Source organism: Streptomyces sp. TOM-9 (assembly GCF_056858595.1).
Genome location: NZ_JBXEQB010000001.1, coordinates 4892404 through 4917179 on the forward strand (window position 1 = coordinate 4892404; position 24776 = coordinate 4917179).

Annotated in this window: 20 protein-coding genes and 1 tRNA gene; 8 read left to right on the forward strand and 13 right to left on the reverse strand. The window is 72.5% G+C overall.

Features of this window, described 5'->3' with window-relative positions:
- Window positions 1–26: 26 nt before the first annotated feature.
- The 4 genes from AC1VWI_RS22745 (at window position 27) to pknB (ending at window position 6582) form a co-directional block, all read left to right on the forward strand.
- Window positions 27–1577 (forward strand): PP2C family protein-serine/threonine phosphatase, encoded by a 1551-nt coding sequence (locus AC1VWI_RS22745; RefSeq protein ID WP_499516888.1) that lies wholly within the window; start codon window positions 27–29, stop codon window positions 1575–1577.
- A gap of 25 nt (window positions 1578–1602) precedes the next feature.
- Complete coding sequence (locus tag AC1VWI_RS22750) at window positions 1603–2991, forward strand: FtsW/RodA/SpoVE family cell cycle protein (protein WP_499512868.1); 1389 nt, start codon at window positions 1603–1605, stop codon at window positions 2989–2991.
- Window positions 2988–4451 carry a peptidoglycan D,D-transpeptidase FtsI family protein gene (locus AC1VWI_RS22755; RefSeq protein WP_499512869.1) on the forward strand — a complete coding sequence of 488 codons (1464 nt, stop codon included), beginning with the start codon at window positions 2988–2990 and terminating at the stop codon, window positions 4449–4451. Before AC1VWI_RS22750 ends, AC1VWI_RS22755 begins: the two co-directional genes overlap by 4 nt.
- A 151-nt stretch (window positions 4452–4602) precedes the next feature.
- The gene (gene pknB / locus AC1VWI_RS22760; protein ID WP_499512870.1) at window positions 4603–6582 is read left to right on the forward strand and encodes a Stk1 family PASTA domain-containing Ser/Thr kinase; all 1980 of its coding nucleotides are present in this window, start codon (window positions 4603–4605) and stop codon (window positions 6580–6582) included.
- 93 nt (window positions 6583–6675) lie between these two features.
- Here the strand turns inward: pknB and AC1VWI_RS22765 are convergent, their stop codons facing one another.
- The 6 genes from AC1VWI_RS22765 to AC1VWI_RS22790 form a co-directional block, all read right to left on the reverse strand.
- On the reverse strand, window positions 6676–7362 hold the full coding sequence (locus AC1VWI_RS22765) for a class E sortase (protein ID WP_499516889.1): 687 nt from the start codon (window positions 7360–7362) through the stop codon (window positions 6676–6678).
- 70 nt (window positions 7363–7432) lie between these two features.
- Window positions 7433–8911 (reverse strand): class E sortase, encoded by a 1479-nt coding sequence (locus AC1VWI_RS22770; protein ID WP_499512871.1) that lies wholly within the window; start codon window positions 8909–8911, stop codon window positions 7433–7435.
- A 4-nt stretch (window positions 8912–8915) separates the two neighbouring features.
- Window positions 8916–9551, reverse strand: coding sequence for an aminodeoxychorismate/anthranilate synthase component II (locus AC1VWI_RS22775; RefSeq protein WP_354792929.1), 636 nt, complete (start codon window positions 9549–9551; stop codon window positions 8916–8918).
- Window positions 9548–9724: a hypothetical protein gene (locus tag AC1VWI_RS22780; protein WP_499512872.1), complete on the reverse strand. Its 177-nt coding sequence runs from the start codon at window positions 9722–9724 to the stop codon at window positions 9548–9550. The genes AC1VWI_RS22775 and AC1VWI_RS22780 overlap by 4 nt, the downstream gene beginning before the upstream one ends.
- Before the next feature lie 41 nt (window positions 9725–9765).
- Complete coding sequence (locus tag AC1VWI_RS22785) at window positions 9766–10485, reverse strand: class E sortase (protein ID WP_499512873.1); 720 nt, start codon at window positions 10483–10485, stop codon at window positions 9766–9768.
- Window positions 10486–10487: 2 nt separating this feature from the next.
- On the reverse strand, window positions 10488–11255 hold the full coding sequence (locus AC1VWI_RS22790; protein ID WP_499512874.1) for a DUF881 domain-containing protein: 768 nt from the start codon (window positions 11253–11255) through the stop codon (window positions 10488–10490).
- A 136-nt stretch (window positions 11256–11391) separates the two neighbouring features.
- Between AC1VWI_RS22790 and crgA the strand changes: the two genes are divergently transcribed.
- Complete coding sequence (gene crgA, locus AC1VWI_RS22795; RefSeq protein ID WP_089229113.1) at window positions 11392–11646, forward strand: cell division protein CrgA; 255 nt, start codon at window positions 11392–11394, stop codon at window positions 11644–11646.
- Between the two features lie 241 nt (window positions 11647–11887).
- Here the strand turns inward: crgA and AC1VWI_RS22800 are convergent, their stop codons facing one another.
- Together AC1VWI_RS22800 and AC1VWI_RS22805 are read right to left on the reverse strand one after the other, a co-directional pair.
- Window positions 11888–12742, reverse strand: coding sequence for a rhomboid family intramembrane serine protease (locus AC1VWI_RS22800; protein WP_499512875.1), 855 nt, complete (start codon window positions 12740–12742; stop codon window positions 11888–11890).
- 71 nt (window positions 12743–12813) lie between these two features.
- Window positions 12814–13341, reverse strand: a complete 528-nt coding sequence (locus AC1VWI_RS22805) for a peptidylprolyl isomerase (protein WP_499516890.1) — start codon at window positions 13339–13341, stop codon at window positions 12814–12816.
- A gap of 218 nt (window positions 13342–13559) precedes the next feature.
- On the opposite strand from AC1VWI_RS22805, the gene AC1VWI_RS22810 reads away from it, so the two are divergent.
- Entirely contained in the window at window positions 13560–14327 is a 768-nt protein-coding gene (locus tag AC1VWI_RS22810) for a DUF5324 family protein (RefSeq protein WP_499512876.1), read from the forward strand.
- A gap of 95 nt (window positions 14328–14422) precedes the next feature.
- On the opposite strand, the gene AC1VWI_RS22815 is transcribed toward AC1VWI_RS22810, so the two are convergent.
- The 3 genes from AC1VWI_RS22815 to AC1VWI_RS22825 form a co-directional block, all read right to left on the reverse strand.
- The gene (locus AC1VWI_RS22815) at window positions 14423–16024 is read right to left on the reverse strand and encodes an MFS transporter (protein WP_499512877.1); all 1602 of its coding nucleotides are present in this window, start codon (window positions 16022–16024) and stop codon (window positions 14423–14425) included.
- Between the two features lie 70 nt (window positions 16025–16094).
- Window positions 16095–19433 (reverse strand): AfsR/SARP family transcriptional regulator, encoded by a 3339-nt coding sequence (locus AC1VWI_RS22820; RefSeq protein WP_499512878.1) that lies wholly within the window; start codon window positions 19431–19433, stop codon window positions 16095–16097.
- 97 nt (window positions 19434–19530) lie between these two features.
- Window positions 19531–19603 (reverse strand) — tRNA-Ala (locus AC1VWI_RS22825).
- A 111-nt stretch (window positions 19604–19714) separates the two neighbouring features.
- Here AC1VWI_RS22825 and AC1VWI_RS22830 point away from each other — a divergent pair.
- Both AC1VWI_RS22830 and AC1VWI_RS22835 read left to right on the forward strand, forming a co-directional pair.
- On the forward strand, window positions 19715–20281 hold the full coding sequence (locus AC1VWI_RS22830) for a helix-turn-helix domain-containing protein (RefSeq protein ID WP_499512879.1): 567 nt from the start codon (window positions 19715–19717) through the stop codon (window positions 20279–20281).
- The gene (locus tag AC1VWI_RS22835; RefSeq protein ID WP_499512880.1) at window positions 20274–21512 is read left to right on the forward strand and encodes a serine/threonine-protein kinase; all 1239 of its coding nucleotides are present in this window, start codon (window positions 20274–20276) and stop codon (window positions 21510–21512) included. The genes AC1VWI_RS22830 and AC1VWI_RS22835 overlap by 8 nt, the downstream gene beginning before the upstream one ends.
- On the opposite strand, the gene AC1VWI_RS22840 is transcribed toward AC1VWI_RS22835, so the two are convergent.
- A complete protein-coding gene (locus tag AC1VWI_RS22840) occupies window positions 21498–22736 on the reverse strand; it encodes a hypothetical protein (protein ID WP_499512881.1) in 1239 nt (412 codons plus the stop codon). The genes AC1VWI_RS22835 and AC1VWI_RS22840 overlap by 15 nt on opposite strands.
- Window positions 22733–24616, reverse strand: coding sequence for a vWA domain-containing protein (locus AC1VWI_RS22845; RefSeq protein ID WP_499512882.1), 1884 nt, complete (start codon window positions 24614–24616; stop codon window positions 22733–22735). The genes AC1VWI_RS22840 and AC1VWI_RS22845 overlap by 4 nt, the downstream gene beginning before the upstream one ends.
- Window positions 24617–24776 lie beyond the last annotated feature (160 nt).

A 24776-nucleotide genomic window follows, 5' to 3' on the forward strand; every position in this document is an offset into this window, starting at 1 on the left:
CGAGCGAGAGGGTGGGCAGCGTGCGGATGTACCCGGAGCCGACGGGCGAGGTGCGCATGACTCTGTCGCTGCGCTTCGCCGCCGGCTCTCACAAGGGAATGATCCGGGAGGGCAACGAGGACTCCGGCTACGCCGGCCCGCGGCTGCTCGCCATCGCCGACGGCATGGGCGGCCAGGCCGCCGGTGAGGTCGCCTCCTCCGAGGTCATCTCCACCCTCGTCCCGCTCGACGACGACGTCCCCGGCTCGGACATCCTCACCTCCCTCGCCGTCGCCGTGCAGCGTGCCAACGACCAGCTGCGTGTCATGGTCGAGGAGGACCCCCAGCTGGAGGGCATGGGCACCACGCTCACCGCTCTGCTCTGGACCGGCCAGCGGCTCGGCCTGGTGCACGTCGGCGACTCCCGTGCGTACCTGCTGCGCGACGGTGTGCTCACCCAGATCACCCAGGACCACACCTGGGTGCAGCGGCTCGTCGACGAGGGCCGGATCACCGAGGAGGAGGCCGGCACGCACCCGCAGCGCTCGCTGCTGATGCGCGCCCTGGACGGCCGCGGCCAGGTCGAGCCCGACCTGTCGGTCCGCGAGGTCCGGGCCGGCGACCGCTACCTGATCTGCTCCGACGGCCTGTCCGGCGTCGTCAGCCACCAGACCCTCGAGGACACCCTCGCCGGGTACCAGGCGCCCGCCGAGACCGTGCAGGAGCTGATCCAGCTCGCCCTGCGCGGCGGCGGCCCCGACAACATCACCTGCATCGTCGCCGACGTCCTGGACATCGACGACGGCGACACCCTGGCCGTGCAGCTGCACGACACCCCCGTCGTCGTGGGCGCCGTCGCCGACAGCCGGCACCACTCGCCGCTGTCCGACCCGCGGCATCTGCAGACCCCGGCCGGCCGCGCCTCCGAGCTCGGCCGTCCGCCGGCACCCGACGGCGCCTTCGGTCCCCCCGGCAGCGGGAACCCGCAGGTCAGCGCCCCCGTGGACGGCTTCGGCGCGTTCGAGGACGAGGAGCTGAGCAAGCCCCGCAAGCGCGGCCGGTGGCTCAAGCGCTCGCTGATCCTGCTGGTCGTCCTCGGTGTCATCGGCGGCGGCCTGTACGGCGCGTACCGCTGGACCCAGACGCAGTACTACGTCGGCGTCAAGGGCGACCACGCGGCGATCTACCAGGGCATCGAGCAGAAGCTGGCCTGGGTCAACCTGTCGAAGGTCCACGAGGACCGCCCCGGTATCGAACTCAAGTACCTACCGCAGAACCAGCGCAAGTACGTCACGGCCACGATCGCCGCCAGCGGACTCGGCGACGCACGCCGGACCGCGGACGAGCTCGAGCACCAGGCGAAGGTCTGCCAGACCAAGGAAGCCATCGACAAGTCCAAGGCCGCCGCGGCCGAGAAGGCCAGGAAGGACGCGCAGAAGGGCGCGGACACCGCCACCGGCAAGACCACCGGCAGCCCGTCCCCCGACGCGTCCGGCTCCCCCAAGCCCAACACGACCCCCTCCAGCAGCCCGTCGACCAGCCCCACCCTCTCCGACGAGGACCAGTCGCTGGCCCAACAGTGCCCCAGCGGCAGCTAGTGAGCAGGAGGGGCGTCAGTCCAGCATGAGCGTTGTCACGAACACCACGACCATCACATCCGTCGGCGCACCGAGCCGCCGCAACACGGAGCTCGCGCTCCTGGTCTTCGCGGTCCTGATCCCGGTCTTCGCGTACGCGAACGTCGGGCTGGCGAAGAAGGGCACCCTGCCCGCCGGCATGCTCGCGTACGGCCTCGGCCTCGGCGCCATCGCCCTCGTCGCGCACCTGGTCGTCCGCAAGTTCGCCCCCTACGCGGACCCCCTGATGCTGCCGATCGCCACCCTGCTGAACGGCATGGGCCTGGTGTTCATCTGGCGGCTGGACCAGGAGCCCACGCTCCCCGGCGGTTCCTCCGCGCCGACGCAGCTGATGTGGTCGACGCTGGGCGTCGCGCTCTTCCTCGGCGTCCTGGTCTTCCTCAAGGACCACCGCATCCTGCAGCGCTACACCTACATCTCGATGGTCGTGGCGCTGGTCCTGCTGATCCTCCCGGTGTTCTTCCCGCCGGTCTACGGCGCGCGGATCTGGATCACCATCGCCGGCATGTCCATCCAGCCCGGTGAGTTCGTGAAGATCATCATCGCGGTGTTCTTCGCGGGCTACCTGATGGTCAAGCGGGACGCGCTCGCGCTCGCCAGCCGCCGGTTCATGGGGATGTACCTGCCCCGCGGCCGTGACCTCGGCCCGATCCTGGTGATCTGGGCCCTCAGCATCCTCATCCTGGTCTTCGAGACCGACCTGGGCACCTCGCTGCTCTTCTTCGGCCTCTTCGTGATCATGCTGTACGTCGCCACCGAGCGCACCAGCTGGATCGTGTTCGGTCTGCTGCTGTCCGTGGGCGGCGCGGTGGTCGTCGGCAGCTTCGAGTCGCACGTCCACAGCCGTGTGGAGGACTGGCTCAACCCGTTCCGCACCGTCGAGGCCGGCCAGGGCGCCAGCCAGCCCGCGCAGGCCATGTGGGCCTTCGGCTCCGGCGGCCTGTTCGGATCGGGTCTCGGCCAGGGCTACTCCCGGCTCATCGGCTTCGCGGCCAAGAGCGACTACATCCTGGCCACCGTCGGCGAGGAACTGGGCCTGGCGGGCCTGATGGGCATCCTGCTGCTCTACGCACTCCTGGTGGAGCGCGGCGCCCGCACCGCGCTGGCCGCCCGTGACCCCTTCGGCAAGCTGCTGGCGATCGGCCTGTCCGGGGCCTTCGCGCTCCAGGTGTTCGTCGTGGCCGGCGGTGTCACCGGGCTCATCCCGCTGACCGGCATGACCATGCCGTTCCTGGCACAGGGCGGTTCCTCGGTGATCGCCAACTGGGCCCTGGTGGCCATCCTGCTGAGAATCAGCGACACCGCGCGCCGCCCGGCGCCGACCCCCGCCTCGTCCCCCGATGCCGAACCGACCCAGGTGGTGCGGACCCAGTGAACAAGCCCCTGCGCCGAGTCGCCATCTTCTGCGGACTGCTCGTGCTCGCCCTGCTCGTCAGGGTGAACTACATCCAGTTCGTGCAGGCCGACGAGCTCAAGAACGACGCGAACAACCGACGGGTCACGATCAACCAGTACGCGACGCCGCGCGGCGACATACTCGTCGACGGCAAGGCGATCACCGGCCACACCGAGACCACGGGCAGCGACTTCAGGTACAAGGCCACCTTCAAGAACGGGAAGATGTGGGCGCCGGTCACCGGCTACGCCTCGCAGGCCTTCGGGACGACCCTGCTCCAGGGCGTCGAGGACAAGATCCTCACCGGTGACGACGACCGGCTCTTCTTCACCCGCACCGTCGACGTGCTGTCCGGCAGGCAGAAGCAGGGCGGGGACGTCGTCACGACCCTCAACGGCGCCGCCCAGAAGGCGGCCTTCGAGGGCCTGGGCAACAAGAAGGGCGCGGTCGCGGCCATCAACCCGAAGACCGGGGCCATCCTGGCCCTGGCGAGCACGCCTTCGTACGACCCCTCCTCCTTCGCCGGCAACTCGCAGAAGGACAGCGAGGCCTGGAACGCCCTGCAGAAGAAGAACAACCCCGACGACCCGATGCTGAACCGGGCGCTCCGGCAGACCTACCCGCCGGGCTCCACGTTCAAGGTCGTCACGGCGGCCGCGGCGCTGCAGGACGGGCTGTACGACGACATCGACGAGCCGACCGACTCCGAGGTGCCGTACATCCTCCCGGACACCAACAACCAGGAACTGAAGAACGAGGGCGGCATCGCCTGCAAGAACGTCTCCCTGAGGGAGGCGCTGCGGGTCTCGTGCAACTCCGTCTTCGGCAAGCTCGGTGCGACCCTCGGCCGCGACAAGATGGTCGAGGAGGCCGAGAAGTTCGGCTTCAACGAGGAGCAGTTCGTCCCCGTCCGCGTGGCGGCCAGCAACTTCTCCACCAAGATGGACAGGCCGCAGACGGCACTGTCGTCCATCGGCCAGTTCGAGACCGCCGCCACCCCGCTGCAGATGGCGATGGTGGCCGGGGCGATCGCCAACGACGGCAAGCTGATGAAGCCGTACATGGTGAGCGAGCTCCGCGGCTCGAACAACAAGCTCGTGGACAGCGTCAGCCCCGAGGAGCTCTCGCAGCCGCTCAGCGCGGAGAACGCGCAGAAGCTCCAGCAGATGATGGAGACCGTCGTGCAGTCGGGCACCGGCACCCGGGCCCAGATCCCGGGCGTCACGGTCGGTGGCAAGACCGGTACCGCCCAGCACGGCGTCGACAACAGTGAGAAGCCTTACGCATGGTTCATCTCATACGCGAAGACGGACAGCGGCTCCCCGGTGGCCGTCGCCGTCGTGGTCGAGGACGCCAGCGCGAACCGCGGCGACATCTCCGGTGGCGGCTTCGCCGCGCCGATCGCCAAGAGCGTCATGGAGGCCGTGCTGAACAAGTGATGCCGGTCACACCGTATCCATGGATGTGCGCTATGTCGCACGTCGCGATACCGGTCGTGTATCGGCTACCGGCGAGGGCCGGGATCGGCACGCGGCGGCGGGTACGGTATGCCCGAGCAGCCACACGGACGGTTTAGGAAGGGCAAGCGCTATGGAAGAGCCGCGTCGCCTCGGCGGCCGGTACGAGCTGGGCTCGGTGCTCGGCCGCGGTGGCATGGCCGAGGTGTACATCGCCCATGACACCCGGCTCGGCCGCACCGTCGCCGTGAAGACGCTCCGGGTGGACCTCGCCCGCGATCCGTCCTTCCAGGCCCGGTTCCGCCGTGAGGCCCAGTCGGCCGCCTCGCTGAACCACCCGTCGATCGTCGCGGTCTACGACACCGGCGAGGACTACGTCGACGGGGTCTCCATCCCGTACATCGTCATGGAGTACGTGGACGGCTCCACCCTGCGTGAGCTGCTCCACTCCGGGCGGAAGCTCCTGCCGGAGCGTTCGCTGGAGATGACCATCGGCATCCTCCAGGCCCTGGAGTACAGCCACCGGTCCGGCATCGTGCACCGCGACATCAAGCCCGCGAACGTGATGCTGACCCGGAACGGCCAGGTCAAGGTCATGGACTTCGGCATCGCCCGCGCCATGGGCGACTCCGGCATGACCATGACGCAGACCGCGGCCGTGATCGGCACCGCCCAGTACCTCTCCCCGGAGCAGGCCAAGGGCGAGACCGTCGACGCGCGCTCCGACCTGTACTCCGCCGGCTGCCTGCTCTACGAGCTGCTCACCGTACGGCCGCCCTTCGTCGGCGACTCCCCGGTCGCGGTGGCGTACCAGCACGTGCGCGAGGAGCCGCAGCCGCCGAGCGTCTACGACCCCGAGGTCACGCCCTCGATGGACGCCATCGTGCTCAAGGCGCTGACCAAGGACCCGGACTACCGGTACCAGTCCGCCGACGAGATGCGCGCCGACATCGAGGCCTGCCTCGACGGCCAGCCCGTCGCCGCCACGGTCGCCCTGGGCGCCGTCGGCTACAACGGCGGCGGTTACGGCGGCTACGGCAACGACGCCCCCACCACGGCCCTACCGCCCCAGCAGGACGCCGGCACCTCGATGCTGCCGCCCATGCGCGAGGACGACGGCGGCTACGGCTACGACCAGCCCCAGGGCAACGGCCGGCGCAAGCCGAAGAAGAGCAACACGTCCACGATCCTGCTGGTCGTCGCCGCCGTCCTGGTCCTGATCGGCGCGATCTTCATGGGCAAGGCGCTGTTCTCCGGGAACGGCAGCGGCAACGACACGGTGTCCGTCCCGCAGTTCGTCGGCGACACCAAGTCGGAGGCCCAGGACCGGGCCTCGAACGGCGGGATCACCATCACCTTCGGTGAGGCGATGTTCTGCGCCGACCAGCCCAAGGACCACGTCTGCCAGCAGTCGGCCGAGGTCGACAGCAAGATCCCCAAGGACCAGAGCGTCACCCTGCAGCTCTCCAAGGGCGCCGAGAAGGTCGAGGTCCCGGACGTCACCGGTGACTCCTTCGAGGACGCCGAGGCGGAGCTGAAGGACAAGGGCTTCGAGGTCGACAAGCAGTCCAAGACCTCCAACGAGGAAGAGGGCACGGTCCTCAAGCAGGACCCCAAGAGCGGCTCGAAGCGGGACAAGGGCTCGACGATCACGCTCACCGTGGCCGTGGCGCCCGAAGAGGTCACGATCAAGGACGTGAGCAACAAGACCCAGGCGGAGGCCACTCAGATCCTCCAAGCCGACGGCCTGAAGGTGACCGTCACCCAGGAGGAGTCCGCCGACCACGCCCAGGGCACGGTCATCCGGACCGACCCGACGGCCGGAAGCACGATCAAGGCGGGCGAGACGGTCACCCTGTTCGTCGCCAAGCCGCCGTCCACCAACGCGATCCCCAACCTGCAGAACATGACGGTCACGCAGGTCAGCGGCATCGCGCAGGAATTCGGCGTGACGCTGGCGTTCGCGCCCGGCTCGTCGCAGGACGGGAACGCCATCGTCCAGGGCCAGGTCCCGCAGCAGGGCACCCAGATGAAGCCGGGTGACACCCTGACGATCTTCGCCCGGGACCAGAACGGCGGCGGAGGCTTCATCAACGGAGGCAACGGCGGCTGACGCCGAACGCACCGGAAACGGAAGGGGCCGCGGACATCACGTCCGCGGCCCCTTCCGTTTGCGTCCCCTGCCCGTGCTGGCGGCTCCTGCGCGTCAGCCCAGCTCCGCCGGAGGCGTCCGCTTCGCGTCCACCTTCTGGGTGCGGACGAGTTCGGCCCACACGATGTAGCGGTCGCGCGAGGTGTAGACCGGGGTGCAGGTGGTGAGCGTGAGGTAGCGGCCGGCCTTCTTCTTGCCGCTCTCCTTCGGGATCTGGTCGATGACCTCGACGTTGTACTTCGAGGTCTCGGGGAGCACCTTGTAGACCTTGTAGACGTACCAGGTGTCGCGGTTCTCGAAGACGACCGGGTCGCCGTTCTTGATCTTGTCGATGTTGTGGAACTTGGCGCCGTGGCCGTCCCGGTGCGCGGCGAGCGTGAAGTTGCCCTGCTTGTCCCCGGGCATGGCGGACTCGACGGGCTCGGTGTAGTAGCCGGCGACACCCTCGTTGAGCACCTTCGTGGAGGTGCCCTTCTTCACCAGGACCTCGTAGTTCCTGCCCATGGCGGGGACGTGGAGGAAGCCGATGCCGCCCTTGGTGTCGAGCTTGCCCGGGGCGCTGTCGGCCCACTGTCGCCTGATGGCGTCGCCCTCGTGCTTGGCGGCGCGGTCGGCGAGGACGTTGGTCCACCAGAGGGAGTAGACGACGAAGAGCCCGAGGATCACGCCCGCGGTGATGAGGAGTTCACCGATCAGGCTGACGGTGGCGGCGAACCACGAGAGCCGGTGCCGGTCGGGCACTGCTTCCCGGGCGCGGTCGTGCTGGGTGGTCGTCACCACTTGCCCCGATCTTTGTACGTCCGTACCTGGCTCAGCCGACCAAGGCGGGCGGCTTGCCCTTGCTGCGCGGCCATTCCTCGACCATCTTGCCCCAGACGATCAACCGGAACTTGCTGGTGAACTCCGGTGTGCACGTGGTCAGTGTGATGTAGCGGCCGGGCTTGGTGAAGCCGGATCCGTCGGGGACCGGCTTGATCACCGAGATGTTGGAGGGCGGGGTCGAGGGCAGCGTGCTCGTGATCTCGTACGTGTAGTACGTGCTCTCCGTCTCGACCACGACCTTGTCCCCCGCCACCAGTTTGTTGACGTAGCGGAACGGTTCGCCGTGGCTGTTGCGATGGGCGGCGAGGGCGAAGTTGCCCTGCTTGTCCCAGGGCATGGCCGTCTCCAGGTCGCCGGAGTAGTGGCCGATCATGCCCTTGTCGAGCACCTTGTGCTTGTCGACGCCCTCGGCGATGGGCGCCTTCACGTCCAGCTTCGGGATGTACATGATCGCGAAGCCCTGCCCGGGCGAGAAGGCGCCGGGGTCGGGGGCCGGGTCCTTCTCGCCTTGCCACTGCTTCTGCAGGTTGTTGGCGGCGCCGCCGGCCTGCTGGTGGGCGAGGACGTTGGTCCACCACAACTGGTAGGTGACGAAGAGCAGCATCAGCACGCCCAGGGTGATGAACACCTCGCCGGCCACCCGGCTGGCGATCACCGCGGGGCTCTCCTTGGCCGCGCGCGCGGCGCGCCGGGCCTCCATGCGGGACCTGGGTGCGGCCGGCGTCGACGCCATGGGGGCCGTGACGGCCCCTGTGGCGGCCTGGGGGGCCTCGGGGGTGCCGGAACGCCTCCGTCCCCTGCCGCCGCGTCGTGCGGCCTCCTGGGCCGCTTTCCGGCGGGCCGCACGTCCACCGCCCTCGGGCGCCGGAACGCCGGAGGGCGGCTGCGGGATCTCCTCCCGGTCCTGCTCCGGCTCGCGCTCCGGCTCGGCCCCGGTCACCACGGGCATCGCCATGGTGTCGCCGGGCGCGCCCGCGACCCGGCGCCGCGCGGCGGCACGCTCCGCGTCGGTGAGCGGACGCCGGACGGCCCTGAACCCCTCGGCGTACGGCTGCTCGGCCGGCCCTCCGTGCCGGGGGCGCGGCTCGGGCGGCTCCTCGGGGTCCGGCGCGGACGACGGCCGGGACGGCCACGGGTCGGCCGGCTGCGGCTCGTAGGCGGGCCTCGTGGACCCGTAGTACCCCTGCTCCTGCCCTTGTCCCTGCCCCTGCTCGTACACCTGCTGACCCGGCACCGTGGCCTGGGGGGTGACCGGCTGCGCGGTCGCGGGCCGCGTCGTGGGGGGCGGCGCAGGCGGCGCCGCGGCGGGCTCCGCACCAGAGTCTGCGCCGGAGTCCGTGCCGGACTCCTGGGCGGGGCGGGCCGCGCGGCGCCCGGTGCTGGGCAGCGGGTCGTTGAGCGGGTCGGCCAACTGCTCCACCACGGCGGCGAATTCGGCGGTGTCACCGAAGTGCCGATGCGCGGTCACGCAGTCACGCCCTGGTTCCGACCACAGGCGCGAGGCCCGCGGAACGCTCGACGGCGCCCTTGTCGCCGCATTCCACCAGCCAGTTGGCGAGCATCCGGTGCCCCCATTCGGTGAGCACCGACTCGGGATGGAACTGGACGCCCTCCACCCGGGCGCTGCGGTGCCGCAGTCCCATGATGATGCCGTTCTCCGTCCAGGAGGTGATCTCCAACTCCTCCGGCACCGTGTCCCGTTCCACCGCCAGCGAGTGGTAGCGGGTCGCGGTGAACGGCGTCGGCAGCCCCGCGAAGACCCCGCGGCCCTCGTGGGTCACCAGGGAGGTCTTGCCGTGCAGCAGCTCCGGCGCCCGGTCCACCACACCGCCGTACGCCACCGCCATGGACTGCAGTCCGAGGCAGACCCCGAAGACCGGGACGTCGGTGGCGGCGCAGTGGCGCACCATGTCGACGCAGACACCGGCCTCCTCTGGGGTGCCGGGCCCGGGGGAGAGCAGGACGCCGTCGAAGCCGTCCTGGGCGTGGGCGAGCTCCACCTGGTCGTTGCGGAGCACTTCGCACTCGGCGCCCAATTGGTACAGGTACTGGACCAGGTTGAAGACGAAGCTGTCGTAGTTGTCGACGACGAGGATGCGTGCGCTCATCTGACGGCTGCCATCCCCTCGTCGACGGTCACGTCCCCGAACGGCAGCAGCGGCTCCGCCCAGGGGAAGACGTACTGGAAGAGCACGTAGACGGTGGCGAGGACCAGCACCAGCGAGATGAGTGCCTTCAGCCACACGTTGCCCGGCAGATGCCGCCAGATCCAGCCGTACATGCGCCGCCTTCCTGCCCTCCGTGCCCGTGCCTCGCCCAAGATTAGCCCGACAAACCCTCCGGCATACCGTCCTCCACAGGCCGTGTGGATTCCAGGTGCCCCCAGGTGATGAGCCGGTGGCTGTGGCCCCACTCGGGATCGCAGGTGGTCAGGGTCAGGTAGCGGCCGGGAACGGTGTACCCGGACTTCTCCGGGACGGGATCGATCACAGCGACGTCGGTGGGGACCGTGCGGTAGGGTGCGCGGTCGATCTCGTAGGTGTACCAGGTGCGCCCGTCGGTCAGGACGACCTCGTCGCCCTTGCGCAGCCTGGGGAAGTCCTTGAACGGGTCGCCGTAGGTGCGGCGGTGGCCGGCGACGGCGAAGTTGCCCACGGCGCCGAGGCGGGCGGTGTCCGCGTAGTGGCCGAGGCCCTTCTTCAGGGTGCCGGTGCCCGTCCCCTCCAGCACGGGCTTGTGCCAGGAACGGCCCAGCCGCGGGACGTACATCACCGCGAAGGCCGTGCCGTCCCGGTAGGGCGCCGCGGCCGGCCCCGACGGGGAAGGGGACGCCGAGGGGGTGGCAGCGCCCGTGCCCCCGGGGGACGGGTCGGCCGCGGCGACCGGCCCGGTCGCCCAGCGGTCCTGCAGCCGGTCGATCTCCCCGTCCATCGCGCGGTCCGCCCGTACGCCGGTCCAGAACAGCACGTAGCAGACGAAGAGCACGATCAGCGCGCCCACGGTGATGCACATTTCGCTCAGCGTCCGCACCACCAGGCGCATGATCACCCCACAGGCTTGGCGTACTGCAGGTCCACTGTGCCGGAGTAGCCGGGAAGAGTCACCCGTCGTTCGTCCTCGACCTTCCAGCCGAGCCCGTAGGCCTGGACGTACTGCAGGTAGTTCTGGATCGCGGGGCTGGCGTCGAGCGCCTTGTGCAGCTTCTCCTGGTCGCCGACGGCCGTGATGGTGTACGGCGGGGAGTAGACGCGGCCCTGCAGGATGAGCGTGTTGCCGACGCAGCGCACCGCGCTGGTGGAGATCAGCCGCTGGTCCATCACCTTGATGCCGGAGGCGCCGCCCGCCCACAGGGCGTTGACCACGGCCTGCAGGTCCTGCTGGTGGATGACGAGGTCGTTCGGCTGCGGATTCGGCACGCCCGGGACGAGCGCCGTCGCGTCCGGCGGCGCGTCGTTCAGGGTGACGGAGACGGCGGGACCGGTGAGCTTGAGGGTGCCGGCCTCGGCGCCGAGCCGCGCCAGCTCCCTGCGGGTGGCGTCGCTGACGCCGCTGTCGGTGTGGGCGAGTCCGTCGACGTCCTCGCGCACCCCGGCGAGCTCGTTCTCCAGCTGCTCGTTCTGCCGGCTCTTCTCCTGGACACGGTCCGACAGGCGCAGCAGCGGGTCGTCGGTGCGGATGTCCAGGCCCTTGGCGGTGTCGAAACTCATCCAGAACAGCAGACCGGCCATCGCGAAGACCCCGGCGCTGAGCACGCGAAGCACCACAGACCGGGCGGATCGGGGGCCCGGGGAGGCGTCCACCGGATTGCTCACCGTAGCCTTATCTCCTTCCAACCCGCGGAAGCACTACGCTAACGGACGCCCGGAGGCGTGGGCCCCCCTGCCGTCGGGCCGCTCATACAAGACGTCACACGCGCGGTTACGCAGCGCATCGACAGGAGAGTCCCTCGTGCCGAAGTCACGGATCCGCAAGAAGGCCGACTTCACTCCGCCCCCGGAGAAGACCACCCCCATAAAGCTGAAGTCCGGCCGCGGCTGGGTGGCTCCGCTCATGCTGGCACTGTTCCTCGTCGGCCTGGCCTGGATCGTGGTCTTCTACGTGACGCAGGGCAGCTTCCCGATCGAGCAGCTGGGCAACTGGAACATCGCCGTCGGCTTCGGCTTCATCGCGGGCGGGTTCGTCGTGTCCACACAGTGGAAGTAGCAGATCGCACAGTTATCCACAGGCGTCATCCACAGTGTTGAAAAGGTCGCATGATCTGTGGATAACCGCCAGCCGGTTGACACCGGTGTGACCGGTGGTCCGATGTACGGACCACCGGTCTTTCGTTGATCTTGCAGGTCAGACACGGTGTGTAGGGGCACGTGCACGGCTTGCCCACAGGATGCACAGGAGGCCTCCGCCTCTCTGTGGATAACGTCTGATCAACGGTGCGCGTTACGGCCTAGCCGGAGATATTCGCGACCCCGGCCCACACCGTGACCGCCACGGCGGCCAGCATCGCCACGCACGTCCCCCACTGGACCAGCGCCCGGCGCGAGCGCGGCGCGTACGCCATCGCGACGGCGATGATCGCCCCGGTGACGAGACCGCCGATGTGCGCCTCCCAGCTGATGTTCCCCCAGGTGAAGGTGAACAGCAGGTTCAGCCCGAGCAGGATCAGGACGGGCCGCATGTCCATCCGCAGCCGCTTCACGAAGACGGCCGTGGCGCCGAAGAGTCCGTAGATCGCGCCCGAGGCACCCAGGGTCAGGGTCTCCGGGGCCAGCAGCACCACCAGCGCGCTGCCCCCCAGCCCCGCGACCAGGTAGAGCGCGGTGTAGCGGGCCCGGCCGAGCAGCGTCTCCAGCGGACCGCCGATCCACCACAGCGAGAGCATGTTGAAGGCGATGTGCGCGATCTCCTGGTGGAGGAACATCGAGCTCACCAGCCGGTACCACTCGCCGGGTCCGCCCGCCACGCCGCACAACGCGGTGCCGGGGGCGTAGCACGGGACGAAGAGCCCCAGCTCGGTGACGAACTGCTTGCCCTCGACCCTGGCGAGCAGGAACACCAGCAGGTTCAGCCCGATCAGGATCTTGGTGACCAGCCGGGGGTCCCCGGCGACCGAACCGCCCGCCACCGTGCGGGGTTCGGCGGCCTGGGCCGCACGACGCCCCTCCCGCACGCACTCCGGGCAGTGGAAGCCCACGGACGCGTTGATCATGCACTCCGGACAGATCGGCCGCTCGCAGCGGGAGCAGCGGATGCCGGTCTCCCGGTCCGGGTGCCGGTAGCAGCGGACGGCCTGGTCGGTCATGTGTCAGCCCTTCGCAGCGGAATCGCCCCGCCCGTCATACGCACGGGCGGGGCGTTCGGGTTCCCGGGACCCTAGCGACGCTCGATCACGACGCTCTGGATCACCACGTCCTCCAGCGGACGCTCGGTGCGCGGGTTGGTGGGGGCGGTCGCGATGGAGTCCACGACCTTCTGGCTGGCGGGGTCGGTGACCTCGCCGAAGATGGTGTGCTTGCGGGTGAGCCACGCCGTCGGGGCGACCGTGATGAAGAACTGCGAGCCGTTGGTGCCCGGGCCGGCGTTCGCCATGGCCAGGAGGTAGGGCTTGGTGAAACCGAGGTCCGGGTGGAACTCGTCGGGGAACTGGTAGCCGGGGCCGCCGGTGCCGTTGCCCAGCGGGTCGCCGCCCTGGATCATGAAGCCGGAGATGACCCGGTGGAAGACCGTGCCGTCGTAGAGGTGCTCGTGGGAGGTCCGGCCGGTGTGCGGGTCCGTCCACTCACGGGTCCCCTCCGCGAGCTCCACGAAGTTCTTGACCGTCTTGGGCGCGTGGTTCGGCAGCAGCCGGACGGTGATGTCCCCGTGGTTGGTCTTCAGGGTGGCGTAGAGCTGCTCGGCCACGATCTTGCCTTCCATAGTCCTCACTGACAGGGGCAAATCCTCGCACGTCACGCCTTCCCGCACGCAACTGTCGCGCCCCAGGTCATCCGGTGGCATCGTCGGTGACGGCTCCCCTTGACCCGGATGCCCGTACGCACATGCCGTACCCCGCGGCGGCGGGCATGATTTCAAACCGGGTGGAAAGGCGAAAACCGAACGCCACCGAGGAGGAGGTTCTCGTGACCCGCATCGACAGCGTGCGCGACGCAGCCGAGAGGACGAGGGTCAGCGTGCGGCACGCCGCGGACGTGGTGGCGCCGTACGCCGACACAGCGAAGCTCAACGCCGCGCACTACACGGACGAGGCCAGGCTCTACCTGGCACCGCGGGTGTCGGCGGCCGGGCGGCAGGCCCGCGCGGCGGCCCGGACGCAGTACGACGCGCACCTGGCGGCGCGTCTCGACCAGGCCCTGGCGGCGGTGCCGCCGGGCGTCCAGCAGAAGGTGGGGACCGCGGCCCGGCGCACCCGTGACACCGCCCGTCTGGCGGCGGAGTTCACGGCGCCGCGGATGGGCCAGGCGGTGACCACCGTGCGCAGCGTCGCGGCCCCGGCCGCGGAGGAGGCGGCCGCCCGCAGCGCCGCCGCGGTCGCCGTGCTGCGCAGCCACGTCACGGCGGACGACATCCGCAAGCTGGAGCGCCGCCGCGAGCGCCGGGCCCGCAACGGGCGGTTCGCCAAGGGCCTGCTGCTGGCGGGTCTCGTCGCCGGGGCCGGCTTCGCGGCGTGGAAGTGGTGGAGCAAGCAGACCAACCCCGACTGGCTGGTGGAGCCCGCGCCCGCCACCGAGGTCGCCGACCGCGCCTCCCTCAACGGCGGCGTCGGGGCCGACGCCTCGTTCGGCAAGGTCGACGGCTCGCCGGTGGACGCCCTCGACCCGGAGGTGCAGGCCAAGCAGGCGGAGTCGGACGCCGACGACCGCCGCGACCGCGGGGACTCCCGCCCGTGACGTGACGGCCCGGACACCGGAGGCGGTGCGACACGACCGGCAGGAGGGCGGCGGACCCGTGACGGGTCCCGCCGCCCTCCTGCCGTACGCACCCGTCACCGTCCGGAAGGCGCGGGCAGCGGCAGGACCTCCTCCTCGGCCTCCGGGTCGGCGATCTGCGCGGGCACCCCGCGCAGGGCGTACAGCGCCACGACGGCGCCGACGGCGAGCAGCGCCGCCCCCACCACGGTGGTGACCTGGACGCTGTGGCAGAAGGCGTCCTTCGCGGCCGCCAGCAGCGCGGCCCCGTCCGCCCCCGGCACCCGGGCGGCCGCCTCGGCGGCCCCGCCCACCGACTCGCGGGCGGCGTCCGCGGCGCCCGCGGGCAGTCCCGCGGGCAGGGCGAGCGCGTCCCGGTAGACCGCGCCGAGCAGCGAGCCGAGGACCGCGATGCCCAGCGAACCGCCCATCTCCATGGCGGTCTCCGAGACGGCGGCGGCCGCGCCCGTCCGCTCCTTGGGGGCACTCGCGAGGATCGTGTCGTTGGTGACCGAGACGATCAGGATGATGCCCGCGCCGTTGGCGACCAGCGGCGCCAGCAGCTCCCAGTACGGCGTCCCGGGCGTGGAGAGCCGGCCGAGCACCGCGGTGCTCGCGGCCAGCAGCACCAGGCCGAGGGCCACCACCCGCGCCCGGCCGAGCCGCGGGATCAGCGCGGTGGCCGGCGGAGCGGCGAAGGCCGCGGCCAGCGGGCCGGGGAGCAGGGCCAGCCCCGCGGTGAAGGGCGACCAACCGCGGACGACCTGGAAGTACAGGGAGAAGGCGAGCGACAGTGTGGACGAGGCGAAGATCATGACCAGGTTGGCGCCGACGGCGCCGCTGAAGGCGGGGTTGCGGAACAGGCGCAGGTCGATCAGGGGTTCCTCGACCCGGACCTGGCGGCGGGCGAACAGCACCAGGGCCGCCGTCCCGATCGCCGCGGCGATCCACACCGGCGCATGGTCCACGCCGTCCCGAAAGCCCTCCTTGACGGCGTAGATGGCGCCCACGACACCGACGACCGACAGCGGCACGCCGATCCAGTCCAGCCGTCCCGGCCGCGGGTTGCGGGACTCCGGCAGGACCAGGGCGCCGGCCACGAGGACGACCGCCATGAGCGGGACGTTGATCAGGAAGACCGAGCCCCACCAGAAGTGGTCCAGCAGCAGACCGCCCACCACAGGGCCGAGCGCGAAGCTCGCGGCGGCGATGCCACTGCTGATCCCGATCGCCGTGGTGCGCTCCTTGGGGTCGGTGAAGGCGTGGCGTACGACGGAGAGCGTCGAGGGCACCATCGCCGCCCCGGCGACGCCGAGCAGCGCGCGGCCGGCGATCAGCGCCCCGGGGGTCGGTGCGTAGGCGGTGAGCAGCGAGGCCACGCCGAAGGCGGCGGCACCCAGCAGCATCATCCGCTTGCGGCCGAGCCGGTCGCCGAGGTTGCCCATGACGACCAGCAGGCCGCCCATGGCGAAGCCGTAGACGTCGGAGATCCACAGGATCTCGGTGCCGGACGGGCCCATGTCCTTCAGCAGCGACGGGATCGCGTAGTTGAGCACGCTGTTGTCGATCCCGAGGAGCATGGCGGCCAGGCAGCAGACCGCGAGTGCGGCCCAGCGGTGGCGGGTGGGGGCAGCGGGCGTCACGGCCGCGGCGTCATGTTTGCGTGCGGGATTCGTCATGACCGACACGGTGCGCGCGGGCGCTGACCGGCCGCGCACCGTGCGCTGACCGGCGGCCGCCCGGGCCCGGTCAGCGTGCGGTCAGCCCGGTCAGTGCCCGCAGCGCCCGGTCGGCGGGGAGGCCCGCACCGCGCGCGTACGCCTCCTGGTGGGCCGGGTCGCCGAGGGCGGCCCGTGCGGCGCCCTCGGTGCGGGCGGCGTCGGGACCGGCCGGCACCTCGGTGCCGCGCAGCGCACTTGCCACGCCCAGCAGTTCCGCGGCCCGTGCGGGGTCGCCCTCGGCAAGCGCGAGGCCGGCGAAAGCGTCGGCGAGGTTCGCCGCCAGCGGCAGGTCGCGGGCCCCGTGCTCCACACCCGCGGCCTCGCGCAAGTGCCCGCGGGCGCGGGCGGTGTCGCCCTCCTCCTGGGCGATCCTGCCGAGGGCGATGTGCGCCTCGGCACGGGCGCTCTCGCCGGTGTACCAGCCGTCCAGGGACTCGGACAGGGCCAGCCCCGACAGCCGCCGCGCCTCGGCGAGGTCGCCGGTCAGCCGGGCGCACTCGCCGAGGCCCAGGTGGGCCCCGGCGAACATCTCCCGGGCGCCGCAGCCGCGGGCGAGCTCCAGCCCGCGCGTGAAGTCGGCCCGGGCCTGCTCGTACCGTCCCGCCCGCAGGCCGCACCTGCCGCGTTCGCCGAGCAACTCGGCGACGCTCTCGGTGGCGCCCAGCTCGGCGGCGTGGCCGAGGGCCTCGTCGATCAGCCCCACGGCCCGCGCCACGTCACCGCGGGCCCCGGACAGCCAGGCCAGCTGTGTGAGGGCCATGGTGGCCCCCCAGCGGTCGCCCAGGGCGCGGAACCCGGCGAGGGCCCGGTCGAACTCCGTCTCGGCCGCGGCGATGTCACCGCCGACCATCCACGCGTGGAACCCCGAGCCGACGTGGACCAGGGCCCGCTGCCAGGGCTCGACGAGGCTCGCCGCGCCGTCCGCGTACCGGGCGTACGTCTCGTCGTCGGGCACTCCCGCGAAGGGCGCCCAGAGCAGGTTGAGCACGGGGTAGCGGCGGGCCATGCCGCCGAGCCCGGCGACCACGTCCGTGGCGGCCGCCAGGTGGACGGCGAGTTCGGCCTGGTCCGCGGTGACGGAGGCGGCGGTGATCACGCACAGCGCGTACTCCTCGGCCAGCCCGGGCGGCGCACAGGGCCCGGTCACCGCCAGCAACTCGCTAGCAGGCCGGGCGCCCTCGTAGCGCATGCCGCGCAGCATCCAGTACGTGCACAGGGCCGCGAGCAGCCGCAGCGCCACGGCGGTGTCGCCCGCGGCCACCGAACCGCCCAGCGCGGCGTGCAGGTTGTCGTGGTCGGCCGCGAGCCGGCGCAGCCACTCCAGCTGCTCGGCCCGGCGCAGCCGCGGGTCGGCGGTCAGCGCCAGGTCGAGGAAGTACGCGGCGTGCGCCCCGCGCAGCGCCTCCGACTCGCCCGCCTCGGCAAGGCGTTCGGCTCCGTACGCCCTGATGGTCTGGAGCAGCCGGTAGCGCACACCGCCGCCGTCGCCCTCCGGACGGTCCACCACCACCAGCGACTTGTCGGCGAGGGAGGCGAGCAGGTCGAGCACGTCCTCGGCGTCGATGGCGTCGCCGTCCGCCGGGCCGGCCGCGGGTCCCGCGCAGATCGCCTCGGCGGCCGGGAGGGTCCAGCCTCCGGCGAAGACGGAGGCGCGGCGCAGCACGGTCCGCTCGTCCTCGGGGAGCAGCTCCCAGCTCCAGTCCACGACCCCGCGCAGGGTCCGCTGACGGGGCTGGGCGGTGCGGCTGCCCCGGGAGAGCAACCGGAAGCGGTCACCGGGCCCCGCGAGCACGTCACCGAGCCGGTCGGCGACGTCGGCGGCGGACAACGACCGCAGCCGGGCGGCGGCCAGCTCGATGGCGAGCGGGACGCCGTCCAGGGCCCGGCAGATCCGGGCGGCGGCCTCGGCGTCGGGCAGCCTGCCGGACGGACTCACGGCGGCGGCCCGCTCGAGGAGCAACCGGACGGCGGGGGAGCCGAGCACGTCCTCCTCGGGCGCGCCGGGGGCCGGCAGCGGCAGCGGTTCGAGCGGGCAGAGCGTCTCGCCGTTGACCCCGAGCGCCTCCCGGGTGGTCGCCAGGACCCGCACCCGCGGGCAGGCGGCCAGCAGCTCCGCGGTGATGCGGGCGACGTCGGCGATCAGGTGCTCGCAGTTGTCCAGCACGAGGAGCACGTCCCGGTCGGTCAGCGCGGCCATGAGTCGGGCGAGCGGCGAGCCCTCCGGCCCCCCGGTCTCACGCCCGGCGGCCCCGGGGAGCAGACCCGCCTCCCGCAGGCCCAGGGCCCCCGCGATCGCCTGCGGCACCTCGGAGCCGTGGGTCAGCCCGGAGAGGTCCACGAAGCAGACCTCCCCCGTGTGCCGCCCGGCCGCCTCCACCGCGGTACGGGTCTTGCCCGCACCGCCCGGGCCGATCAGGGTGACCAGCCGGGCGTCACCGAGCCGCTCCCCGATCCGTGCCAGCTCCTGCTCACGGCCGATGAAGCTGGTCAGCTGGGCGGGCAGCCCGTGCCGGAGGAGCGGCGCGGACGGACTCCCGGCGGACGATGTTTCACGTGAAACACCCGAAGACCGGGCATCCGGCACGCCTTCGCTGCCCCCGGCGACCGCGGCCGGCGCGGTACGGGCGGGGACCGGCTCGCCGCGCAGCACCGCCAGATGCGCCTCCGCCAGTTCCGGGCCCGGGTCGGCGCCGAGGGACTCGGCGAGTTCACGCCGTGCGTCCTCGTACACCCGCAGCGCCTCGGACTGGCGGCCGCAGCCGTACAGCGCCCGCATCAACTGGGCGCGCAGCCGTTCCCGCAGCGGGTACCGGGTGACCAGTTCCTGCAGTTCGGCGACGAGTTCCTGGTGGTGCCGGGCGTCCAGCGTCAGCTCGGCCGCGATACGGTCCTCCACCGCCGCGATCCGCAGTTCCTCCAGCCGCGCCACCTGCGCCCGCGCGAAGGGCGCGTCGCCCACGTCCGCCAGGGCCGAGCCCCGCCACAGTTCCAGCGCACCGCGCAGCAGGCCCGCGGCCCGCCCGGGCTCACCCGCGGCCAGCGCCTCCCGCCCCTCGGCTGCGAGCCGCTCGAAGCGGTGCACGTCCACCTCGTCAGGGGTGACCACCAGCCGGTAGCCGCCCGGATGGCGCTCGATGGGCACGGCGACGGCCGCGCGCAGCCGCGAGACCTGGGACTGCAGCGCGTTGCCGACCCCGGCCGGCGGCTCGTCCCCGTACAGCCCGTCGATCAGCCGCTCGGCACTGACGATCCGGCCCGCCTCCAGCAGCAGCATCGCCAGCAGCGCCCGCCGGCCCGGGCCTCCGACGGCGGCGGTGCCCCCGTCGTCCCGCAGCGCTCTCGTCTCCCCCAGAATGCCGAACCGCACGCCGCCGATTCTGCCGCACGGGTCCGCGGCCGGCACCGGGTCCCGGGAACACGACAGGCCGGGACCTCCATGAGGTTCCCGGCCCGGTCGGACGGTGTGGAGCCTAGGGGAGTCGAACCCCTGACATCCGCCATGCAAAGACGGCGCTCTACCAACTGAGCTAAGGCCCCGTGCCGCAGACCAGCGTACCGGCTGCGGAGAGGATCACCGACCGAGTATCGGGGGTCCGTAGGATGACGGGCAAGTTCGCGGCCGCAAAGGTCCCCCGTCAGGAGCCCGCAATGGACACCTCGCAGCCGGACGCCACCACCCGCGTCCAGGACATGCAGCGCACCTGGTACGGCGAGCCGCTGGGCGTGCTGTTCCGCCGCCTCATGGAGACCCTGGGGCTGAACCAGGCGCGGCTGGCGGGGGTGCTGGGGCTGTCGGCGCCGATGCTCTCCCAGTTGATGAGCGGGCAGCGCGCGAAGATCGGCAATCCCGCGGTCGTACAGCGGCTCCAGGCGCTGCAGGAGCTCGCCGCGGAGGTGTCCGGCGGAGCGGTGGCCGCGGCGGACGCCGTGCCGCGGATGGAGGAGATCCGCGGTTCCGAAGGCTCGCCCCTGCTCGGCACCACCCAGAGCGCGACCGGAACGCCGCTGCCGCCCGCGCGCAGGGTCGTCCACGAGATCCGCTCGCTGCTGCACGGGGTGGCCTCGCCCGCCGAGATCTCCGAAGCGGCCGATTCCCTCGCCCACCGCCACCCCCAACTGGCAGAGTTCCTCAGGGTGTACGGTGCCGGGCCGTCCGACGCGGCGGTCCGGGACTACGAGGCGCGGAAGCAGGGGGCAGACGCACGCCATGGGTGAGGTCTTCGCGGGCCGGTACGAACTGGTCGATCCGGTCGGGCGCGGCGGGGTGGGCGCGGTGTGGCGCGCCTGGGACCGGCGGCGCGGTCGCTACGTGGCGGCCAAGGTGCTGCTGCAGAGCGACGCCCACGCCCTGCTGCGCTTCGTACGGGAGCAGGCGCTGCGCATCGACCACCCGCACGTCCTGGCCCCCACGAGCTGGGCGGCCGACGACGACAAGGTGCTGTTCACCATGGACCTGGTGCGCGGCGGCTCGCTGTCGCACCTCATCGGCGACTACGGCCCGCTGCCGGCGCGCTACGTCGGCGGCCTGCTCGACCAGTTGCTCTCCGGCCTGACGGCCGTGCACGCCGAGGGCGTGGTGCACCGGGACATCAAGCCCGCGAACCTCCTGATGGAGGCGACCGGCACCGGGCGCCCGCACCTGCGGCTGTCGGACTTCGGCATCGCCATGCGCAAGGGGGAGCCCCGGCTCACCGCGGCCAACTACGTCGTCGGCACCCCTGGTTACTTCGCCCCGGAACAGCTGCTCGGCGCCGAGCCCGACTTCCCCGCCGACCTGTACGCGACCGGGCTGGTCGCGCTCTACCTGCTCGGCGGCAACAAGCCCGACGCGGAGGCGATCGTCACCCAGTACATCCACGGCATGCCCCGGGCCCCGCAGGGCGTCCCCGGCCCGCTGTGGGAGGTGATCGGCACCCTGCTGCAGCCGGACCCGGAGGCCCGCTTCCGCACCGCCGCGGGCGCCCGCAAGGCCCTGGCGGCGGCGGTGGAGCTGCTGCCGGACCCCGAGCAGGACGAGGAGGCCGTCGAGGTCTTCGACCAGATCGGGCCGCTGCCCGCCGGCTTCTCCCCCGACGGACCGGTGGACCCGGCGCCGTCCGTGGAGGAGACCGGGAGCTTCCGCCTGCCGCCGCCCGCATCGGCCCCGCGGCCCGCCGCGACGGCTCCGACGCCGCCCACACCGCCGACGCAAGCGCCGGTCACCCCGGCGCCCACGCGTCCGTACACGGCCACCGTGGCGGGTGCCGGTGCCCCGGTGGCCGTCGCTGGCGCCGCCGTCGCCCAGCCGCTGCCGCCGCTGATCGCACCGGCCGTGCCCGCCGTCCGGGCCGGCGCACCGGCGCCGACGCACCGGCCCGGTCCTCCCGCCAAGGTCGTCGTGCCGATGCTGCTCGTCGCGGCCCTCTGCTTCGCCTTCGGCTTCTGGGCCCTGTCAGCGTCCTCCTGAGGCCGCGGCCGGCGCGCGCCGCGCGGCCACCGTCCAGACCGCGAGCGAGAGCAGCAGCACGGTGCCGGCGCCCAGGGCCGCGAAGCCCAGGGCGCGCAGCAGCGGGTTGCCGGAGCCGGGCTCCCCGGGGAGGCCCAGGTCCTCGCCGGGGTCACCGTCGTACGACGGCCCCGCCTGCGCGGCGCCCTCGACGTTGATCCGCAGCGTGACCGGGACGGCGCCGTCGACGAAGCCCGCGACCTCCGGGTGCACCGACACCGCCAGGTAGTAGGAGCCGTCGAAACGGGCCGCCGACACCGCGTCGCCGCTCTCGTAGCGGTTGGCGTAGGCGACCTTCCCGGTCGTGGCGGTGACGGAGGTCTGCTCCCCCGAGTAGGAGGCCGTGTCGCCGCCGATGAAGGCCCAGCGCGGGTTGTAGACCTCCACGCGCACACCGGAGCCGCTGTAGCCGCCCGGCTTCGTCACGTCCGCGTTGGCGAAGTCCGCCGCGGCCCAGGCCTGTTGTCCCCAGCCGACCGGCACCCGGTAGAAGCGCGTCTGCCCGGGCAGCACCTCGTCCTTCCAGACCCCGGCGCCGAGGGCCCCGGCATGGGCGAAGTCCGCGCCGCCGGTGGCCCCGCGGGCGGTGCCGCTCGCGGGCACCGGCGTCTGCGTGCCCGGGCTGAGGGCGGGGCCGGGCGTGGCGCCGCCGGTGAGCCCCGGCTCGTTGGTGAACCGGATCTGCAGCGGCCAGGGCGCGGCGTCCGAGGTGCCCTGCGAGATGCGGGTCACCTCCAGGACGTACGCGTGCGCCTGCCGGCACGGCCCGTCCTCGCCGATGGTCCGCTTGACCCAGGTGCCGATGGGCCGTGCCGCCCCGTCGGCGGAGAACGTCCGGCGGTCGCTGTCGCAGCGGGTGCCGTCGGTGCTCGTCAGCGTCAGCTCGATGCCGTCCCCGTACGCGACCTCGGTGCCCGGGCGGGGCAGCGCGAAGACCGCGAGGTAGGCCGAGCGCACCGCGTCCAGGTCGAGCGCGTAGTTCTTGCCGCCCTCGTCCGCCGCCAGGCTGTCCCGGTACAGGACTCCGGGCTTGAGCTGCGGGGCGTCCGCGGTGCTCGCACGGCCGCGTACCTCCTCGCCCTGCGGCTGCCAGGAGGGGACGGCCGGGTCGGCGTACGCCGCTCCCGCCGGTCCCGCCAGCAGCGCGAGCGCCGCCGCCACCGATGTGAGTGCCCTGCGGATCATGCCCCGTCCTTCCGCCTGCGGCCCAGCAGGGCCACCGTCCCGACCCCGGCGAGCGCCACCGCGCCACCCGCGGCCGCCGCCATCGCGTCGCCCGTCGTCATGAGGCCCCCGCCGTCCGCGGGGGCTGCGGCCGCCGTGGTGTCCCCGGCCACCGCCCGTTCCCCGCCGTCCCGGCCGGCGGCCGAACCGCCGCCGCGCGCGGGCGCGTCGTACTCCGGACCGGCCAGTTCTGTCCCGGTCACGTCCACCCGCAGGACGACCCCCACCGCCGCGTTCCGCGCCAGCCCTGCCGCGCCCGGCCCGAGCGAGACCGCGACGTAGTGCTCGCCCGCCGTGCGGGCGCCCCGGGCGCTTCCGCCGGCGACCCAGCGGTTGGTCCAGGTCACGGGTACCGTGCCGAGCCCCACCGACAGCGGGCGCCCGTAGTAGCCGCGGCGTTGCGAGGCCCCGGAGGCGTCGCCCAGCGGCTGCCGTCCCGGCCCGTACGCGGCCGTCGCCACGAAGGACGAGGCCGTGGAACCACCCTTCAGCAGCGGTTCGTTGGCGAAGTCGGCGGTGTACGTCAGCCGCTGTCCCCAGCCGACCCGCACCTTGTAGAAGCGCATCTGACCGGGCAGCAGCGTGTCCCGCCAGATGCCCCTGCCGAGCCGGCGCGCGTCGTTGAACCCCGTGCCGCCCTCGACGTCCCGCGGTGCGCCCGTCAGAGCCGCCGGCGGGTCCCCGTAACGGGTCGCGGCCGGTGCCGGGGTGGCACCCGCCGGGAACGGCCGCTCGGAGCCGTACCGCAGCTCCAGGGGCCAGCGGGCGCGGTCGGAGCCGGCGGCGCTGGTGCGGTGCACGGAGAGCACGTAGCGCCCCGCCCCGTCGCAGGCGCCGTCGTGGTCGTCACTGGGAATCCGGCTGACGGCGCCGCCGATCACCATCGCGCCCTCGTCCTGCCCGAAGTGCGCGGTGTCCGAGCCGCAGGTGAGGGGGTACCTGCCGGTGGCCGCCAGCCGCAGCTCGACGCCGTCCCCGTACGCGGCCTTCACCCCCGGCCGCGGCACCGCGGTCACCGCCAGGTCTGCTGTGGAAGCCGCGTCCAGCGTCATCGCGTACCAGCGGGTCTCGCCGGGCCCGATGTCGTCGACGTACGGGCCGGGGGACAGCCCGGGCGCACCGGTGGCGCTCGTCCCGCCGTCCACCCGTCGGCCCTGGAGGCGGTACGCGTCCGCGCTCAGCCGGGAGGCCCGCGTCAGCTGCCGTACGAGCGAGGCGGCGTCGGGGGCCTCCCGGTAGCTGCCGTGACCAGCCTCGGCGATGCACTCCAGCTGCTCGCGGGCACCGCCGCGCACCTGGAAGCCGATGGTGTCGATCCGCAGGTCCACGCCCTGCCCGGCCAGCCGTGCCGCCACCTCGCAGGGCTCGGGCGCCCCGCAGGTGTCCTCGCCGTCGGAGACCAGCACGATCGTGCGCCGCCCGCCCTCGGGCAGGTCGGCGGCCGCCTTCTGCAGCGACAGCCCGATGGGGGTGTCCCCCTGGGGCCGCACCCCGGCAACGGCCTGCTTCAGGGCGTCCCGGTCCAGCGGCCGCACGGGCTCCAGCAGACGGGTGTCGTCGCAGCCGTGCTGCTTGCCCGCACCGTAGACCCGCAGTCCCGTCGGGTAGCCGTCCGGCAGCGCGTCCACGACGGCGCCGACCGCCTTCCTGGCCGCCGTCATGCGGGCGCCCGCCATGGAGCCGGAGGAGTCCAGCACCATGACCAGCCCGTCGCCGTCGTCCACGGCCCGGGCCCGGGCCGTCCCGGCCGGGCCCAGCAGGGCGGCCAGTACCAGCAGCCCGCACGCAGCCGCCCACAGCGGCTCCACGGGCCCGCACGGCAGCGCCTTCCCTCGTCGCATGTGCTGTTCCCCCTCGCACATCGTCGGCCTCAGCGAAGCTATTGATTTGCGACAGCAAATACAAGCGGATCGCATCACGGTCGGGCAACAACGGCCGGGCGACCACGGCCGGGCGACCGCGGGCGGACATGACGAGGCCCCGACCACATCGTGATCGGGG

Bases quoted from the DNA above. Each gene is read 5' to 3' on its own strand.
- AC1VWI_RS22745 (WP_499516888.1), top strand. From the start codon at position 27: ATGTACCCGGAGCCGACGGGCGAGGTGCGCATGACTCTGTCGCTGCGC.
- AC1VWI_RS22750 (WP_499512868.1), top strand. From the start codon at position 1,603: ATGAGCGTTGTCACGAACACCACGACCATCACATCCGTCGGCGCACCG.
- pknB (WP_499512870.1), top strand. From the start codon at position 4,603: ATGGAAGAGCCGCGTCGCCTCGGCGGCCGGTACGAGCTGGGCTCGGTG.
- AC1VWI_RS22775 (WP_354792929.1), bottom strand. From the start codon at position 9,551: ATGAGCGCACGCATCCTCGTCGTCGACAACTACGACAGCTTCGTCTTC.
- AC1VWI_RS22780 (WP_499512872.1), bottom strand. From the start codon at position 9,724: ATGTACGGCTGGATCTGGCGGCATCTGCCGGGCAACGTGTGGCTGAAG.
- AC1VWI_RS22785 (WP_499512873.1), bottom strand. From the start codon at position 10,485: ATGCGCCTGGTGGTGCGGACGCTGAGCGAAATGTGCATCACCGTGGGC.
- AC1VWI_RS22800 (WP_499512875.1), bottom strand. From the start codon at position 12,742: ATGACCGACCAGGCCGTCCGCTGCTACCGGCACCCGGACCGGGAGACC.
- AC1VWI_RS22815 (WP_499512877.1), bottom strand. From the start codon at position 16,024: ATGACGAATCCCGCACGCAAACATGACGCCGCGGCCGTGACGCCCGCT.
- AC1VWI_RS22830 (WP_499512879.1), top strand. From the start codon at position 19,715: ATGGACACCTCGCAGCCGGACGCCACCACCCGCGTCCAGGACATGCAG.
- AC1VWI_RS22835 (WP_499512880.1), top strand. From the start codon at position 20,274: ATGGGTGAGGTCTTCGCGGGCCGGTACGAACTGGTCGATCCGGTCGGG.
- AC1VWI_RS22840 (WP_499512881.1), bottom strand. From the start codon at position 22,736: ATGATCCGCAGGGCACTCACATCGGTGGCGGCGGCGCTCGCGCTGCTG.
- AC1VWI_RS22845 (WP_499512882.1), bottom strand. From the start codon at position 24,616: ATGCGACGAGGGAAGGCGCTGCCGTGCGGGCCCGTGGAGCCGCTGTGG.